This window comes from Massilia atriviolacea, assembly GCF_003953935.1.
In the GTDB taxonomy this organism is placed as follows: Bacteria; Pseudomonadota; Gammaproteobacteria; order Burkholderiales; family Burkholderiaceae_D; genus Telluria_A; species Telluria_A atriviolacea.
Genome location: NZ_RXLQ01000001.1, coordinates 190,312 through 205,308 on the forward strand (window position 1 = coordinate 190,312; position 14,997 = coordinate 205,308).

Here is a 14,997-nt window from a genome sequence, read left to right on the forward strand (position 1 = left end):
CGTCGATCAGCTGCCGCTTCGTCAACCGCGCAGGCTGTCGATATCGCGCACCATTTCGCTGGCATGCACCGGATCGAGCGTGGAAAACGGCTCGGCTTGCTCGATCTGTCCCCATTTGCCGGCGCGCCCGGTGAGCAGTTCGCCCAGGGTCTGGCGCGGATGTTCCTCGCTCATGCCGACCTGGAGACCGGGCGTGAAATACAGTTCGATCAGGCGTCCGCGCCCCAGTTCCCTGGACAGGTAGGTGATCATGCCGCCGTCCCCCGCATCGCCGCGCCGCCATCCCTTGCCGGCCAGGCCGCGCAGGCGCGCGCTGTCCACGGTGACGCCGTCCCAGCGCTTGAGCGCGGACGCCGCCAGTTCCTGCGCGCCGATGGCATGGGTGTCGCGCCCCAGTTGCCGAAATGGCTGGACCACTTCGTAATCGGCCAGCAGCTGCGCGAACGCGGTCGCGGTGTCGGGCGCCATGTCGAGCGCATGCGGAATGCCGATCACCACGTCCGCCGGCAGGTCGAACGGGTCGTCGGCGCCGTCCGTGAAGCCGCCCTCGGACGAGATGCGGAAGCAGGCCAGCAGCTCGCCGCCATGGGTGGCGTCGGCCGCCGGGCGATACGCGCCCCACACGATGCGCCGCGCCAGGTGCCCGAGCAGGGGATGGCGCGCCAGGAAGGTGTCGAACACCCCGGGCGTCCAGCGCCGCTGTGCGCACATCGCCGTCTCCAGGCGCAGCACCTGCTGCGAGGCGATGGTGCGCGCATCTTTCTTGAGTATCTTGAAGCGCTCCACGGCGGCCGCCGCCAGCGCCGCATCGTCGCTCTGGCGCGGCTTGGGCAGGTCCGGCAGGCGCGCGCCATCCTGGTCCAGCACATACGGCTTGAGCGCTTCGTCGAAGCCGGCGCGGAAGCGGCGCGGGCCGAAATCGAGGTCGATGCCGCCTTGCGCGTCCAGCCCCAGGTCCGGCGCCAGGCGGTCCGCGAGTTCCTCGGGACTCATCTCGCGCGCCTGGGCGACTTGCTGGATCTTTTCGCGCGCCCGGTCCTGCAGGGCCTTGAACTTGATCTTTTGCGCGATCCCGTTGAGCAGCATGAGCGCGGTGTCGCTGCCGATGGTGGCCAGCACATCGAGGCCGGTGACGGCGCGCGTATGCTGGCCTTCGCCCGGCCAGGCGCGGATGAAGCGGGTCAGTTCGCGCGCGGTGTTGTCGTTGCCGAGCAGGCCGAGGCCGGCCATGACCCAGCCTTCCTTCGAGGGTGCGCCGGCGGCGATCCAGGCGTTGAAGGCATCCCACATGAAGTTGGCGAGCGACTGCGCTTCGCAGGCCTCGCGTGCCTGGGCGATGCCCGGATATACCCCTTCCGAACTGGGAAAACGCAGCATGGCGCCGAGGTGATCGAGCGCCGCGTCGGGCAGCGCCTTGCCGTTGCTGGCCAGGACAGGCCGGGTCCAGGTGGCAGGCTTCCAGAACTCGGGCGCGGCGCCGACTTTTTTCGGATGCAGGTCGAGCGGGTCTTCGTCCAACATGGCGCGCATGGCGGCGTTGACGTCGGCGCGCCCGTAGCGCGCGGCGACCTCCATCAACTGGGCTTCATGGCCCTGGCGCGCCAGCATGCGCAGGGCGGCGCCGGCGCAGTCGCGCGCTTCGCCGGCTTTGCCCAGCGCCGGCGCGATCAGGCCGCAGGCGGCGTATTCCGGATGCGCCAGCAGCCACGCCTGCGCGGCGGCGCGCGAGGTTTTCATCTTCAGGTAGGCGCGCGCGATCGGCGCGGCCATCTCCACCGCCGCCACATGGGCGGCGCAGTCGATCACCTCGTTGGGGCGCTGGCGCAGCGCGGCGACCAGTCCGGGCAGGGCGGCCAGGCCGAAGTGGGCCAGCGCGAGATTGGCGCCGTAGCCGTCTTCGCCGCCCAGCGTATTCCAGATCGCCAGTCCCAGCGGCTCCGGCAACTGCAGCAGGTACAGTGAACTGAGGTAGTTGTAGCGGTGCGCGCCGCTGTTGGCATAGTCGCTCCAGCTGGCGCAGAAGGCGGCCGCGTCGCCCGCACGAATGGCCTGCTCCGCGCGCGCCGCGAAGCCGGCGGTGTCGACACCCTTCGAACTGCGCCCGTCGATGCCCAGATTGCGTACCACGACATCCGGCGCGCTCGACTGGCGCAGGCTGCGCTGGACCCAGTCGCTGTCGAGCAGCGCCGCGCGCTCCGAGGCCTCCCAGGTGTCGCGCACCGGCAGCGCCAGCGGTGCCAGGTCGAGCGCGGCCACCGTCTTCTTGCGCGGCGCCAGCCAGGGGGGATTGGACAGTACGCGCGGCAGCTCGGCGCTGTCGGCCAGCGCGGGCGCGGCCGCGAGTTTGCCTGCGATCTGTGCCACGGCCGCCTGGGCCGATGCCGACATCCACGGCGTCAGGGACGGCAGCGCGGCCAGGTGCGCCGGCAGCAGCGTGGCCAGGCTGGAGGCAAAGCGGCCGGCATCCTTGCCGCTGCCGGCGGCCAGTTCCGCGAGCGCCGCGATGGCGGCCAGCGGCCAGCGCCCCATGGCGGCCTGGAAGCGCTGCAGCGCGGCCTTGTTGATGCTCGACGCGCGGGCCAGCGCGGTGAGCGCCTCAGGCGTGCCGATATGCAGGAAATAGTCGCTGACATCGTCGTAGCCGAGGACCGGCATCAGGATCTCCAGCGCGCGTGCTCCGAACGAGCGCACCAGGGTCGGCGCGACCCACGGCGTGAGCAGGAAGGCCAGCAGGTCGTCGTGGTGGGGCGCGAGTTGCGCCAGCGCGGACAGGGCGGCCTCGCTGCGCACGCTGCAGTACAGCGCGAGCGCGCTCGAGGGGCCGTCGGCGTGGCCCAGTTCCCGCGCCATCGTCTCGGAAAAGTCCGGCAGGTCGGGCAGGATCAGTCCCAGCAAGGGGCGGCGCCATGGCGACAGTTCGGGCGCCGCCGCCTCGATGCGGGCGGCGCAGCGGTCCCAGACAGCCTGCGGCGCGAGCGCGAGATGGTCGCGAAAGCGCACTTCGGCAGGGCTGTAGCCGCGCTGGTTCACCCCCAGCGGGCGCTCGATGGCGGCATGCACGATGATGCGGTAGTCGCGGATCGGATCGTGCCATTCGTTCGCGGTTCCCAGACGCTGGGCGTCGAGCAGGACGTCCAGCGCATACGGCAGCCCTTTGGCGGCGACCAGGAAGTCGGTAAAGGAACTGGCTTCTTCGTCGCTGAAGCGTGCGCTGCGGCCGGCGGCAACGGCCATCAGGATCGCGTCGGATGCCGGCGAGCCGTCGGCGTTGGCGGTCGCCAGCCGCTGGTTGGCTTCGTCGACGGCCGCTGCCAGGTGCGGCGCCGAGGCATCGGCGATGACGCTGCCGTAGCGCTCGCGGCCGTGCACGAAGTCGGCCCAGCTCTCGGCCGCCGCTTTGGCATCGATCGGGCGCGGTGCGGCGCGGGTCGGCAGTGCCTGCGCCGCCAGTTCGGCGGGGATCGCGACCGGATCGCCCGGCGCCAGCCATGGCGCCACGCCCGGCGCCTGTGGCTGCGCGGCTGGGGCTGGGGCAGGGGCAGGGGCAGGCGTGGTCGCAGCGCGGACCGGGGCGGCGGGCCTGGCGGCTGGCGGCGCGCTGGCCGCTGCCGCAACAGGGGCTGCTGCGGTTTCGGTGTAGCCCTTGCCGGTTTTTTCCCTGATCAGTTTGAGCATCGCGGCGTGCGCGCTGGCGGCGTCGCTGTGTTTCTTGCTCTGCGATTGGCCGTGCGCGCCGATTTTTCCGTAGCGGACGTTGACGGTGTCTCCCACCTGGTCGACTTCCCAGAATTTGCGGGAGCTGCCATCGTCATATTCGAACCGTTGCATGTCGCTGTTTCCTTGTAGGGAAGGTGCTCATGCGGCCAGCGCCTGCATGGCACGTGTTGCTGAAAAAATTTTTCCGATGTTAAAAGGGCGGGCGCAGCGTGTATGCGGGATCGAACGCGAAGCGCTCATCCGGCGGCGGCTGCAGCGCCGACAGCATGCGCCCGATCAGGTCTTCGCGGCCCTGGCGCTTGCCGTCGATGGCTTGCAGGTTGCCGTTCCCGTCATACGCGACCTTGCGCGCCGCCGGCGGCGCTGCGCCTTGCGCGGCGACGATCTGGCCCGCGACCTGCGACAGCACGCGCCCGATCGGATCGTAATGGAACTGGCCGCACTCGCCGTCGAGCTCGATCTGGTGCGGATGCCCGCAGCCGTCCGACAGCCTGTCGAGCACGCGCCCGTCCGGCAGCACGGTCTGGATGCAGTTGCCCAGCTGGTCGTACGCATGGCGCACGACCCTGATTTCCCCGCCGCTCTCGGTGCGCTCGACCAAAAGCTGCCCCAGCGCGTCGTATTCCAGCGACACGATCGCATCGGCATGGATGGCCTGCGTCACGCGGCCCAGGTCGTCGTAGCTGAAGCGCCGGCGCGACTGCTCCGTGCCGGACGAAATGAAGGTGTCCACCACCTGGCCGGCGCTGTTGCGCACATAGGTGGTCTCGATGCGGGCCGCGCCGCCGAGTTCTTCCTTTGCCGCCAGCCAGCCGGACTCGTCGTAGCGATAGCGCGTCTGGCGCCCGTCGACGCCGGCGTCTTCGATCAGGCGGTCGAGCGCATCGTAGGCGAAGCGCTGCACGCCGCCATGCTCGTCGATCAACTCGCTAAGGCGGCGCACGGCGTCGTAGCGGTATTCCAGCACGCCGCCGCGCGCGTCGATGCGCCTGAGCGGCTTGCCATCGACATCGCGCTCGTAGCTCACGCGCTTGTCGGCAGCGTCCGTGAACGCCAGCAGGCGCCCCAGCGCGTCGTACTCGTAGCGCTCGGCGGCGCCGTCCGGCCGGACCAGCGCCGTCAGGCGGCCCGCCGCATCGTAGCTGAAGGAGCTCGCGCGGCCGCGCGCATCGCTCACGCGCAGCAGCCTGCCGTCGACGTCGTAGCTGAAACCGGTGCTGTTGTCCGCGCAGTCGGTGACGCTGGTCACTTGCGCCGCGCGGTTGTAGGCCAGGGTCCTGACGCCGCCGGATGCGTCGGTCGCCTTTACCGGCGAGCCGTGCGCGTCGTACTCGTAGGCCGTGCGGTTGCCGAGCGCGTCGGTCACGCTGAGCAGATTGCCGCGCTCGTCGTAGCGCCGCGCCGTGGTGGCGCCGAGCGCATCGGTGATCAGGGCCGGCTTGTCGAGCCTGGCGTCGTACACGATCCCCGTGCCCTTGCCGTTGCATTCGGAGCGCATCAGCCGGCTGCGGCGGTCGTAGCGGTAGGTGGTGTTGTGTCCGCCCGGCGCGGTAACGCCGAGCACATGACCGTGGTTGTCGAGGCGGCGCACCGTCTCGCCGCCGAGCGCGTCGAGCATGCTGGTGAAGCGGCGTTTTTTGTCGAAGCGGAACAGCTCTTCGCGGCCAATGTTGTCGTAGACCAGGGTTTCGCCGTTCAGGTAGCGGAAATTCCACGACCTGCCGTCGTTGGTCCAGTTGCGCGTGACCTTGCCGGTCCATTCGTATTCGTCGTACTCGTAGCGCGAGACCAGGCCGCCAGGCTGCGCGTGCTCGATCATGATGTGGTTCATGTAGGCGAACTGGCGCGTCACCTCGCCGGCGCGGTTGAGCACCCGGAACAGGTTGCCCAGCTCGTCGTATTCGTAGCGCATGACTACTTCATTGACCGGCTCCTCGTAGTCGACCGCCTCGCGCTGCACGCTGATGCTGCCCAGTCGCAGCTGTCCGCGATGAGAGATGTAGTCCAGCACGAACACGCGTCCGGCGCTGTCTTCGACGCTCTCGGGCAACTGGCGGGCGTTCCAGGCGATGCCGATCTTGTTGTCGTTGGCGTCGATCAGCGCGACGAGCACGGCGCTGTCATACGCGCGCGGCAACATGGCGAACAGCTTGCGCAGGCCGTTCTCGTCGATCAGTTCGAAACTGCGCTCGCCGGTGCGTTCCAGCGTGATTTTTTCCGACAGCGAATACAGGGCATCGCCCACGCGCGGCAGCGCGAACGTCATGTCACGCTGGAAGGCGTCGAGGATGACCACCTGGCCGTCGCTGACATACAGCGCCTCCGACAGCGGCGTGCTCCAGCCCTGGCCCAGCAGGCCGCTCCTGCGCTGCGCGGAACTGTACAGGCGTTGCCAGGCCAGGGGCAGGGCGGCGGGCAGGGCGAAGTCGAGCTCGCTGACGCCGGCGAGGATCTTGCTGCCGGAAATCGGATTGACGGGATTGGCTCTCAGCAATCGCAGCGGACAAGGCGCCGTGCCATCGCCTGTGAGCCGTGCCTGGCCGCGCCGCATGGTGCGCAGTGCACTGTTGAAGTTAGCCGAGCTGTCTTGATCGAGAATAGTTGTCATTCAGGAAATGCTTTGGCTCGTGATAGTCGATGTGCGCGAAAAAGTCCGATCGGACAAATGTGTTTGTGACAGTATACACACTTTCCAAAACGATAATCTTCCTTTTCTTGCATTGGGCCCATCAAGGCGTGCGACGATGGCGGGCTTGCGGACAGCGAGGCGATCTGTCGTCATCCCGCCACTGGCGGCCACCATGTGAAGGGATTGACGTGAGCCTGTTGCGTAGACTGCTTGACCTGCTGACACCATATGTCGACGATGCCGCTCCGGTCGCCGAATCGGCGATCCGGCAATTCGCCGACGGGCACGGGATCGTCCTGCGCGACGATCATGTGCAATGCCTGACGAGGTTTGGCGGCGGGAAGCAAGGACGGCTGCGGATCTTCAGGTGGTATGAGGGCGATTTTGATTTTGAATTGCTGAAAAGCGTTTACCTGGACGGCCATCCCGATATGGCATTACCGGCCGGGACGTCTTACTTTGGATCGAGCCTGACCGGCGACGCTTTTTGCCTGGACCTGAACTCGGGAAAGATCTTCGCCTATGACGAAGGAATTAAATACGGCAAGGTGCACGAATCGATCGATGGTTTCCTGTTCCGCTGCCTGGTGTCGGTCTACGCTGAACAGGCCTTTGCCGGCAAGGCCGTCGAGCGCGGCCTGGCGCCGGAATCGCTTGCTGCGTTCCGTTCGGCGCATGCGCAGCACAGAATGGACGAGGCAAGCTGCTTCATGGTGCGCTATGACGACAATGGCAGCCCGGCCATCCTGGCCGAGTACTACTTCATCGACCGCCAGCTGATCGCGCTGTATCCGGACTCGAACAGCCGGGTCACGCACAGCGGCGGGGTGTTGGGCGCACTTCCGTCGTAGAAGATCTTCCTTGCGCTGCGCCGCAAGGCATCGTGACGTCATCGTTTCTTTTTAAAGGCATCTGTTCATGGTCGACTGGCTCCTCGCGTTCTATCTCCTGATTGTTCTTCCCTGCACGCAGATGTGGAAGAGCTTTTACCGAAAGGATCGACCGCTGCGCGCGCGCGGCGCCGGGCAGTGGAAGAGCGCCGCGAAAATGCTTGTCATGCTGGCGGTGCTGGGATTGAGTTGCTGGCAGAGCGGGCGCGGCGCGGCGGCCCTGGGGCTGGACATGCCGGTGTCGGCCGCGGGCAAATGGGGACTGGGCTTCGCCGCGCTGCTGTTCGCGGGTTTGTATCTTGGTCAAAAGCTGTATGCATCCGGGCTCGACGGCGTCCGGCGCGCGCAGATGCTCAAGCAGATCAGGGAAAACGACAAGATGCCGCGCAGCCCGCGCGAACTGGCCGCCTTCGTGCCGGTGGTCGTGCTGGTCGGCGCAGGCTGGGAATTGCTGTATCGCGGCTTCCTGTTAATGCTGCTCACGCCCGTGGCCGGCACGGCCGGCGCCGTCATTCTCTCTGCGCTGGCGTACGGCATCGGACATGGCTACGAAAAGAAGTCGCAGTTCATCGGCAGCATCGTATCGGCCTTCCTATTTACCCTGGCTTTTTATTTTACCCAGAGCCTGTGGTGGCTGATCGTGCTGCATATCGGTTTGCCGCTGTACGGCGCCATCAGCGTCGTCGCCGCGTATCGCGACCACAAGCCGATGGCGGTGTAATCGGCCCAAACGGCCCAAGCGGCCCAAGCGGCTCAAACGGCTCAAACGGCTCAAACGACTCAAACGGCGATCTTGCCTTCGATCGAATCATCCAGGGTTTTGCCGATCACCGCACCGACCAGCATTTTCACGCCGGCGACGGCCTTGCCGTGCTTGTTATCCCAATAATATCCCTGGCCCGGGGCGACTTTAATGGCGGTGATGCGCGGATCGTCCTCGCCCTCGGTGAACCAGGTTTTCAGGATGAAGTTCCACAATTGTTTGATCCTGGCCTTGTCGCGCGTGATGGTGGCCACGCCGTCGAGCACCAGGAATTCGGAATTGGTCGACCCCTGGAAATACAGTTTCACGGCCGGATTGGCGGCGATCTCCGCATTCTTGTGGCTGTCGTCGGCGCTGAGGAACCACAGATTGCCCTGTTCGTCCACCTGGCGCACGCTCATCGGCCGCGCGCCGCCTTCGTGCCGGGTGCAGAAAAAGCAGGTTTCGGCGCTGTCGACGATGTCCTTCAGTTTTTCCAGCGCCTCGCTGCCGCCCAGGTCCTTGTAATTGTCTTCCGGCTGGTTCTTGTTAATCGAGTCCATGTGCTTCTCCGTTCAAGTTGGTGATTCGGTGTCCGTGCTCGCGATGGGGAGCAGCCAGCCCCGATGGTACGGAACAAGCGCGCCAGCGTATGTGGCATACCTAACCTAAGTGCTCGCCAGGCCTCGGCCTGTCTGCGCTTTGCTCCCTGTCCCGGTACGATGTCGCCACATTCAATCATCAACCAATTTCCAACTCAGGACACGAGCGGCGCCGCTCTTGCACCTTTTGCAAGGTAAAATCGGGCTGCCATCCACGCCTTCGGAGAAACCCCCATGCTGCTCGACTGGATTTTCGGCCTGTGCCTGCTGCTCGTCTTTCCCGCTTATCAGCTGTGGGATGCGATCCGGCGCCAGAGGCTGCCGCGCAGCCGCATCTCCCGCTACTGGACCTCGATCGGGACCATGTGCGTGCTGTTACTGCTGTTGCTGGCCCATGCCTGGCAACGCGGACTCGGCCCCGATGCATTCGGCATCCGCTTCGCGATGCCGGCCAGGGAACGCTATCTGCTGGCCGCCGCCATCGCCGTCATCGCGCTGTGGCACCTGGCCATGCACGGCGCCATGCGGCTGGCGCAGGGCGACCCCGGCATGGCCGAGGCCATTGGCAAGATGGGCAATAACCAGCTGCTGCCGCGCACGGGTGCGGAGGCGCGCCTGTTCGCCCTGTACCTGATTGCCGTCGCAGTCGGCAGCGATCTGCTGTACCGTGGTTTCCTGCTCACGACCCTGGCGCCGCTGAGCGGCGCCTTCCTGGCGATCATGCTGGCCTCGCTGGCCGACGCAATGACTTACGGCTACGACAAGCCGCGCGATATCCCGGGCAACATGGCCCTGGCCATCGTGCTCGCAACCGCGGTCTGGCTTTCCCAGAGCCTGCTGTGGGTCATGCTGCTGCATCTGGGCATCGGCATCTCGACGACCCACATTGCATGGCGGAGCATGCAGGGCGCGCGCGCGGCATAGTCCTTTATGACTAGTCGCCTTAGCCCGTCATGGGCACATTCAAACCCCTGCCATCCCGCTACAATCGTCCTGTCATCAATCATCAGGGGAGCAGGGCCATGTTGCGCGACCGGTACGGGCGATCCATCGAATACCTGCGCCTGTCGGTGACGGACCGCTGCGACCTGCGTTGCAGTTATTGCATCCCGAAAGGCTTCAAAGGATTCGAAGAGCCGCAGCACTGGCTCACCTTCGACGAAATCGCGCGCCTGGTGGGCGCCTTCGGCCGCCTCGGCACGCGCCGCCTGCGCCTGACCGGCGGCGAGCCGCTGCTGCGCCGCAACCTGCCGGAACTGGCCGGACGCCTGTCCAGCCTGCCCGGCATCGAGGACCTGTCGCTCTCGACCAACGCCACCCGCCTGGCGCACCATGCCGAGGCCTTGCGCGCGGCGGGTGTCTCGCGCATCAACGTCAGCCTCGATTCGCTCGACCGCGCCTGCATGCAGCAGATCACCGGCCGCGACAGCCTGGCAATGATCCTCGACGGCATCATGGCCGGCAAGGCCGCCGGCTTCGAGCCGATCAAGATCAATATGGTGGCGCTGCGCGGCGTCAACGAGCACCAGATCGATGCCATGGTCGCTTTCTGCATCGAGCACCAGTTCGTTCTGCGCCTGATCGAAGCCATGCCGATGGGCGCGACCGGGCGCGATGCCACCTGGCTCGACCTGGGGCCGGTCGAGCGCCACCTGCGCCGCCGTTTTGGCCTGATCCACCAGCCGGCCAAGCTCGGCGGCGGACCGGCGCGCTACCTGGCCACGCCGGACGGGCGCACCAGTGTCGGTTTCATCACCCCGATGTCGCAACATTTCTGCGCCGACTGCAACCGCGTGCGCCTGTCGGTCGACGGCACCCTCTACCTGTGCCTCGGCCAGGAAGACAAGGTCGAGCTGCGCCCGCTGCTGCGCGGCGGCGCCAGCGATGCCGAACTGGAACAGGCGATCCGCGCCGCCGTCGAACTGAAACCCGAAAAGCACGAATTCCGCGAACAGCCCGGCAAAATTATCCGTTTCATGTCGCAAACCGGTGGATGAGCGCAGCCGCGACGGTTCCGTTCGGCAACGCGGCGGCGTATCATGGCGTCAGCAAGGAGAACGCATGCCCCTCACTACCCTGATTCCCTCCCGCCAGAAGCTCTCCGCCAAGATCGTCGGCGCGCTGCTCGGCTTCCTCGGACTGGCCCTGTGCGCCATCGGCGTCACCTTGTACCTGTCCTGGCAGCTCGAAGGCAGCGCGGCCGCGATCAACGATACCGGCAGCCTGCGCATGAGCAGCTACCGGCTCGCCATCGTGCTGTCGCAATCCGGGACGGACAAGGACATGGCCGCGCGCCAGGCGCTGGCCGCGCGCCAGATGGGCCAGATCGACGCCACCCTGGCGCAATTGCAACAGGGCGATCCGCAGCGCCCGCTGTTCCTGCCGCCGACCCGCGCCATCCACGGCGAGTTCGAGCGGATCGGCAGCGAATGGCGGCGCGAACTGCGTCCCGCCGCCCAGGCGCTGGCCAGCGGGCAGGGCGCCGGCGGCCTGCAAAGCTACCTCGCGCACACCGACCGCTTCGTGGCCCGCGTCAACGCGCTGGTCCAGCTGATCGAGCGCGACAGCGAAGCCCGCACCTTCTGGCTGCGCGCCTCGCAACTGGCGCTGCTGGCCCTGGCCATGATCGGCACCGTGAGCCTGATCTACCTCATGTTCAGCCTGATCATCGAACCGGTGACCCGCCTGCACGAGGGCTTGCACCGCATGAAGGAAAAAGACTTCGAAGTGCGCCTGGCGGTCGACAGCGGCGACGAATTCGGGCAACTGGCGCAAGGCTTCAACCAGATGGCCGACCGCCTGCAAGCCTTGTACGGCAAGCTGGAAGGCCTGGTCCAGACCAAGACGGCCGCGCTGGAACACCAGAACCGCGAACTGGCCTTGCTGTACGACAGCGCCGCCTTCCTGCAGCGTCCGCAACCGGTCGAGCCGCTGTGCCAGGGCTTCCTGCAGCGCATCAGCGACTATTTCCAGGCCGATGGCGGCTCGGTGCGCGTGCTCGACGCCGGCCGCGACAACCTGCATATGGTGGTGCACCACGGCCTGTCGCCGAAACTGGTCGAACGCGAACATTGCATCAAGGTCGGCGACTGCCTGTGCGGCGAAGCGGTGCAGAAAAAAGTCACGGTCATCCACGACCTGCGCAAGCTCAACAACGGCTACGAACTCGAATGCCGGCGCGAAGGCTTCGCCACCGTGTCGGTGTTCCACATTTATGCGCACCAGCAGCACCTGGGCTTTTTCAATCTGCATTTCCGCACCCCACGCGAACTCGACGCGCGCGAGCAGGGCTTGCTCGAAACCCTGGGCCAGCTGCTCGGCACCGCCATCGAAAACCTGCGCCTGGGCGCGCGCGAGCGCGAGATGGCGGTTTCGGAAGAGCGCAACCTGGTGGCCCAGGGCTTGCACGACAGCATCGCCCAGGGCCTGAACTTCCTCAACCTGCAAGTCCAGATGCTGGACCAGTCGGTGCGCGACGGCAAATTGGACGACGTCGCCGAGATCGTCCCGGCCCTGCGCGCCGGGGTGCAGGAAAGCTACGAAGACGTGCGCGAGCTGCTGCACAATTTCCGCAGCCGCCTGGTCGAAGGCAACCTGGTCGGCGCGCTGGAAACCACGGTCGACAAATTCCGCCGCCAGACCGGCATCGCCGCCGAGCTGGTGGCCGATGTCGACGGCGCCCCGTTCCCGCGCGAGCAGCAGTTGCAACTGCTGTTCATCGTGCAGGAAGCGCTGTCGAACGTGCGCAAGCACGCCGGCGCGAGCCGGGTCACGGTGCGCCTGAAGGACAGCCACGACTTCCTGCTCAGCATCGAAGACAACGGCGCCGGCTTCGATCCGGCCCTGCTCGAAGGGCGCGGCGACAGCCACGTCGGCATCCACATCATGCGCGAGCGCGCCCAGCGCATCGAAGCGAGCCTTTCGCTCAGCTCGACCCCCGGCGTCGGCACCAGGATTGCCCTGACCCTGCCGCAGGCGCACCGCCGCGCCGCCTGACATTTAAACAGAGGAAACAATGGAGACTACCGACCAACCGATCCGCGTGCTGCTGGTCGACGACCACAGCCTGTTTCGCAGCGGCATCCGCTCGCTCCTGCAGCGCCACGCCGAGTTCGCCGTCGTCGGCGAGGCGGCCGACGGCGTCGAAGGCATCAAGCGCGCCCGCCAGCTGCAGCCGGACGTGGTGCTGCTGGACCTGAACATGCCCGGCATGTCCGGCGTGGAAACATTGCAGCTGATGAAGCAGGACTGTCCGGAGGCGGCGATCGTCATGCTGACCGTCTCGGAAGAGGCGCAAGACCTCGGCACGGCCCTGCGCGCCGGGGCCAGCGGCTACCTGATCAAGAATATCGACACCGATTACCTGCTGCGCGCGATCCGCCGCGCCGCCGCCGGCGAAACCGTGGTGGCCGAAGCGATGACCGGCAAGCTGGTGGCCCAGTTGCAGGCTGGCACGGCGGCCGAAGCCCCCGCGTCCGAGCTCGACAAGCTGACCCCGCGCGAGCGCGAAATCCTCGATTGCCTGGCGCGCGGCGAAAGCAACAAATCCATCGCCCGCAACCTCGACCTGGCCGAAAGCACGGTCAAGATCCACGTCCAGAACGTGCTCAAGAAACTCAAGCTGGCCAGCCGCGTGCAGGCGGCCGTGTTTGCGGTCGAACACCGCATGAAATAAGCACGTCCCGGGAGCCGGACAGCCCCCGTCGGTGCTGTGGCGTGGCGTCAGCCGCCGCAGCCGCCGCAGCATCCGCCGCTGGCGGCCGGCGCCACGGTGAAGCCGGCGGCGGCCACCGCAATGCGCAGCTGGTCGGCCGAGGCGCGCGCCTCGTCGAAGCCGACCCGCGCGCGGCCGGTGGCCAGGGTCAGGTGCACGGTTTCGACGCCGGCCACGGCTTCCAGGGCTTTGGCGACGGCCAGCGCGGCGCTTTGGTCCTGCATGGCGGGAATGGTCAGTAAGGCGGTTTGCATACGTTCTCCAATGATTGACGTGGGTGGATGCGAATAGCCTAAAGCCGGGCCCGGCTGGCGTCCAGAAGCCTCTGCGATTTGTTCGAAAAACACGATCTGCATCAAGAACAGCCCACTTAAGCGGCGCCGCGCACCCGATGGGCGCAAAACGCACGCAATAGCCATTGCCCGCGGGCGCGCCTTTAAGTAGTATATTGAATATATCTTTAAGGATCCACGACATGAGCCTCCTGACCATCGACGAACCGGCCGCGCCGGTCCACCATGCGCCGTGGAGCGCGCAGCACCCTGTGTGGGCGCTCGGCTTCCGGCCTTTCTACATCCTGACGGCGGCCTTCGCGGCGCTCGCGGTGCCGCTGTGGCTGGCGCAATACCTCGGCTGGCTGAGCTGGCCGCACGGCGGCCTGGGCTGGCATGCGCACGAGATGGTGTACGGCATGGCGATCGCCGTCATCGTCGGCTTCCTGTTCACGGCGGGGCGCAACTGGACCAATCTGTGGACCCCGCGCGGCGCCCACCTGGCGGCCCTGGCCGGGGTCTGGCTGGCCGGACGCGGCGCCATGCTCGCCGCGCCGCCGCTGGCCGCCGCCGTGGTCGACCTGCTGTTCCTGCCGCTGGCCGCCTGGCCGCTGTACCGCGTGCTCAGGCAATCGGGCAACAAGCGCAACCTGTTCCTGGTGTTCCTGCTCGGTTTGCTGACCTTGGCCAATGCGCTGTTCCATGCCGCCACGCTGGGCTGGATCGCGCTCTCGCCCCTGACGCCGGTGCATGCGGCGATCCTGGTGATCGTCGTCATCGAAGCGGTGATCGGCGGGCGCGTGATTCCGATGTTCACCAACAATGGCGCACCCGGCAGCAATCCGGTGGTGCGGCCGCGCCACGACCGCGTGGCGCTCGGCCTGACGGTGGGCGCCAGCGTCGCCTGGGTGCTGCCGCTGCCGGGCGCGATCGCCGCCGCGCTGATGATGGCGGCCGCCTGCGCCATGCTGCTGCGCCTGGCCGGCTGGCGGCCGCAGCGCACCGTGCACGTGCCGCTGCTGTGGATCCTGCACCTGGGCTACGCCTGGATTGCGCTCGGCTTTGCGCTGCTGTCGCTGGCCGCGCTCGGGATCGTGACGGCCAGCGCCGGCTTCCACGCGCTGGCGGTCGGTTCCATGGCCGGGCTGGTGATCGGCATGATGACCCGCACCACCTTGGGCCACACCGGCCGCATGCTCAAGGCCGGCCGCTACGAGCCGGTCATGTACGGGCTGATCCAGGCCGGCGCCGTCCTGCGCCTGCTGGCGCAATGCGTGCCCGCCGACTGGCGCAACGCGGCGCTGCTGGCGTCGGGCCTGTGCTGGACCCTGTCGTTCGCGCTGTTCCTGCTGGTGTACACGCCGTATCTGTGGCGCGCCCGCATCGACGGGCGCGAGGGCTGAGGCGCGATGGCGGGAAATGGTAGGATAG

At 67.0% G+C, this 14,997-nt stretch carries 11 protein-coding genes; 7 read left to right on the plus strand and 4 right to left on the minus strand.

Features of this window, described 5'->3' with window-relative positions:
* Positions 1–21 precede the first annotated feature (21 nt).
* Complete coding sequence (locus EJB06_RS00850) at positions 22–3,828, minus strand: DUF4132 domain-containing protein (RefSeq protein ID WP_126072103.1); 3,807 nt, start codon at positions 3,826–3,828, stop codon at positions 22–24.
* 79 nt (positions 3,829–3,907) lie between these two features.
* Positions 3,908–6,325: a DUF6531 domain-containing protein gene (locus EJB06_RS00855; RefSeq protein WP_126072104.1), complete on the minus strand. Its 2,418-nt coding sequence runs from the start codon at positions 6,323–6,325 to the stop codon at positions 3,908–3,910.
* Between the two features lie 209 nt (positions 6,326–6,534).
* Here EJB06_RS00855 and EJB06_RS00860 point away from each other — a divergent pair, with 209 nt between their 5' ends.
* Both EJB06_RS00860 and EJB06_RS00865 read left to right on the plus strand, forming a co-directional pair.
* Positions 6,535–7,197, plus strand: coding sequence for an SMI1/KNR4 family protein (locus tag EJB06_RS00860; RefSeq protein ID WP_126072105.1), 663 nt, complete (start codon positions 6,535–6,537; stop codon positions 7,195–7,197).
* Positions 7,198–7,264: 67 nt separating this feature from the next.
* On the plus strand, positions 7,265–7,957 hold the full coding sequence (locus EJB06_RS00865; RefSeq protein WP_126072106.1) for a CPBP family intramembrane glutamic endopeptidase: 693 nt from the start codon (positions 7,265–7,267) through the stop codon (positions 7,955–7,957).
* A gap of 59 nt (positions 7,958–8,016) precedes the next feature.
* On the opposite strand, the gene EJB06_RS00870 is transcribed toward EJB06_RS00865, so the two are convergent.
* Positions 8,017–8,541: a pyridoxamine 5'-phosphate oxidase family protein gene (locus tag EJB06_RS00870; protein ID WP_126072107.1), complete on the minus strand. Its 525-nt coding sequence runs from the start codon at positions 8,539–8,541 to the stop codon at positions 8,017–8,019.
* Positions 8,542–8,814: 273 nt separating this feature from the next.
* On the opposite strand from EJB06_RS00870, the gene EJB06_RS00875 reads away from it, so the two are divergent.
* The 4 genes from EJB06_RS00875 to EJB06_RS00890 all read left to right on the plus strand — a co-directional run bounded on the left by EJB06_RS00875 (position 8,815) and on the right by EJB06_RS00890 (position 13,255).
* Positions 8,815–9,504 carry a CPBP family intramembrane glutamic endopeptidase gene (locus tag EJB06_RS00875; RefSeq protein ID WP_126072108.1) on the plus strand — a complete coding sequence of 230 codons (690 nt, stop codon included), beginning with the start codon at positions 8,815–8,817 and terminating at the stop codon, positions 9,502–9,504.
* A gap of 98 nt (positions 9,505–9,602) precedes the next feature.
* Positions 9,603–10,577, plus strand: a complete 975-nt coding sequence (gene moaA, locus EJB06_RS00880) for a GTP 3',8-cyclase MoaA (RefSeq protein ID WP_126072109.1) — start codon at positions 9,603–9,605, stop codon at positions 10,575–10,577.
* A 64-nt stretch (positions 10,578–10,641) separates the two neighbouring features.
* Positions 10,642–12,576, plus strand: a complete 1,935-nt coding sequence (locus EJB06_RS00885) for a type IV pili methyl-accepting chemotaxis transducer N-terminal domain-containing protein (RefSeq protein WP_126072110.1) — start codon at positions 10,642–10,644, stop codon at positions 12,574–12,576.
* A 19-nt stretch (positions 12,577–12,595) separates the two neighbouring features.
* Entirely contained in the window at positions 12,596–13,255 is a 660-nt protein-coding gene (locus EJB06_RS00890) for a response regulator (RefSeq protein WP_126072111.1), read from the plus strand.
* Positions 13,256–13,302: 47 nt separating this feature from the next.
* On the opposite strand, the gene EJB06_RS00895 is transcribed toward EJB06_RS00890, so the two are convergent.
* Positions 13,303–13,548 (minus strand): heavy-metal-associated domain-containing protein, encoded by a 246-nt coding sequence (locus tag EJB06_RS00895; protein WP_198420733.1) that lies wholly within the window; start codon positions 13,546–13,548, stop codon positions 13,303–13,305.
* Between the two features lie 221 nt (positions 13,549–13,769).
* On the opposite strand from EJB06_RS00895, the gene EJB06_RS00900 reads away from it, so the two are divergent.
* Complete coding sequence (locus EJB06_RS00900) at positions 13,770–14,969, plus strand: NnrS family protein (RefSeq protein ID WP_126072112.1); 1,200 nt, start codon at positions 13,770–13,772, stop codon at positions 14,967–14,969.
* The last annotated feature ends 28 nt before the right edge of the window (positions 14,970–14,997 follow it).

Bases quoted from the DNA above. Each gene is read 5' to 3' on its own strand.
- EJB06_RS00850 (WP_126072103.1), bottom strand. From the start codon at position 3,828: ATGCAACGGTTCGAATATGACGATGGCAGCTCCCGCAAATTCTGGGAA.
- EJB06_RS00855 (WP_126072104.1), bottom strand. From the start codon at position 6,325: ATGACAACTATTCTCGATCAAGACAGCTCGGCTAACTTCAACAGTGCA.
- EJB06_RS00865 (WP_126072106.1), top strand. From the start codon at position 7,265: ATGGTCGACTGGCTCCTCGCGTTCTATCTCCTGATTGTTCTTCCCTGC.
- EJB06_RS00870 (WP_126072107.1), bottom strand. From the start codon at position 8,541: ATGGACTCGATTAACAAGAACCAGCCGGAAGACAATTACAAGGACCTG.
- EJB06_RS00875 (WP_126072108.1), top strand. From the start codon at position 8,815: ATGCTGCTCGACTGGATTTTCGGCCTGTGCCTGCTGCTCGTCTTTCCC.
- moaA (WP_126072109.1), top strand. From the start codon at position 9,603: ATGTTGCGCGACCGGTACGGGCGATCCATCGAATACCTGCGCCTGTCG.
- EJB06_RS00885 (WP_126072110.1), top strand. From the start codon at position 10,642: ATGCCCCTCACTACCCTGATTCCCTCCCGCCAGAAGCTCTCCGCCAAG.
- EJB06_RS00890 (WP_126072111.1), top strand. From the start codon at position 12,596: ATGGAGACTACCGACCAACCGATCCGCGTGCTGCTGGTCGACGACCAC.
- EJB06_RS00895 (WP_198420733.1), bottom strand. From the start codon at position 13,548: ATGCAAACCGCCTTACTGACCATTCCCGCCATGCAGGACCAAAGCGCC.
- EJB06_RS00900 (WP_126072112.1), top strand. From the start codon at position 13,770: ATGAGCCTCCTGACCATCGACGAACCGGCCGCGCCGGTCCACCATGCG.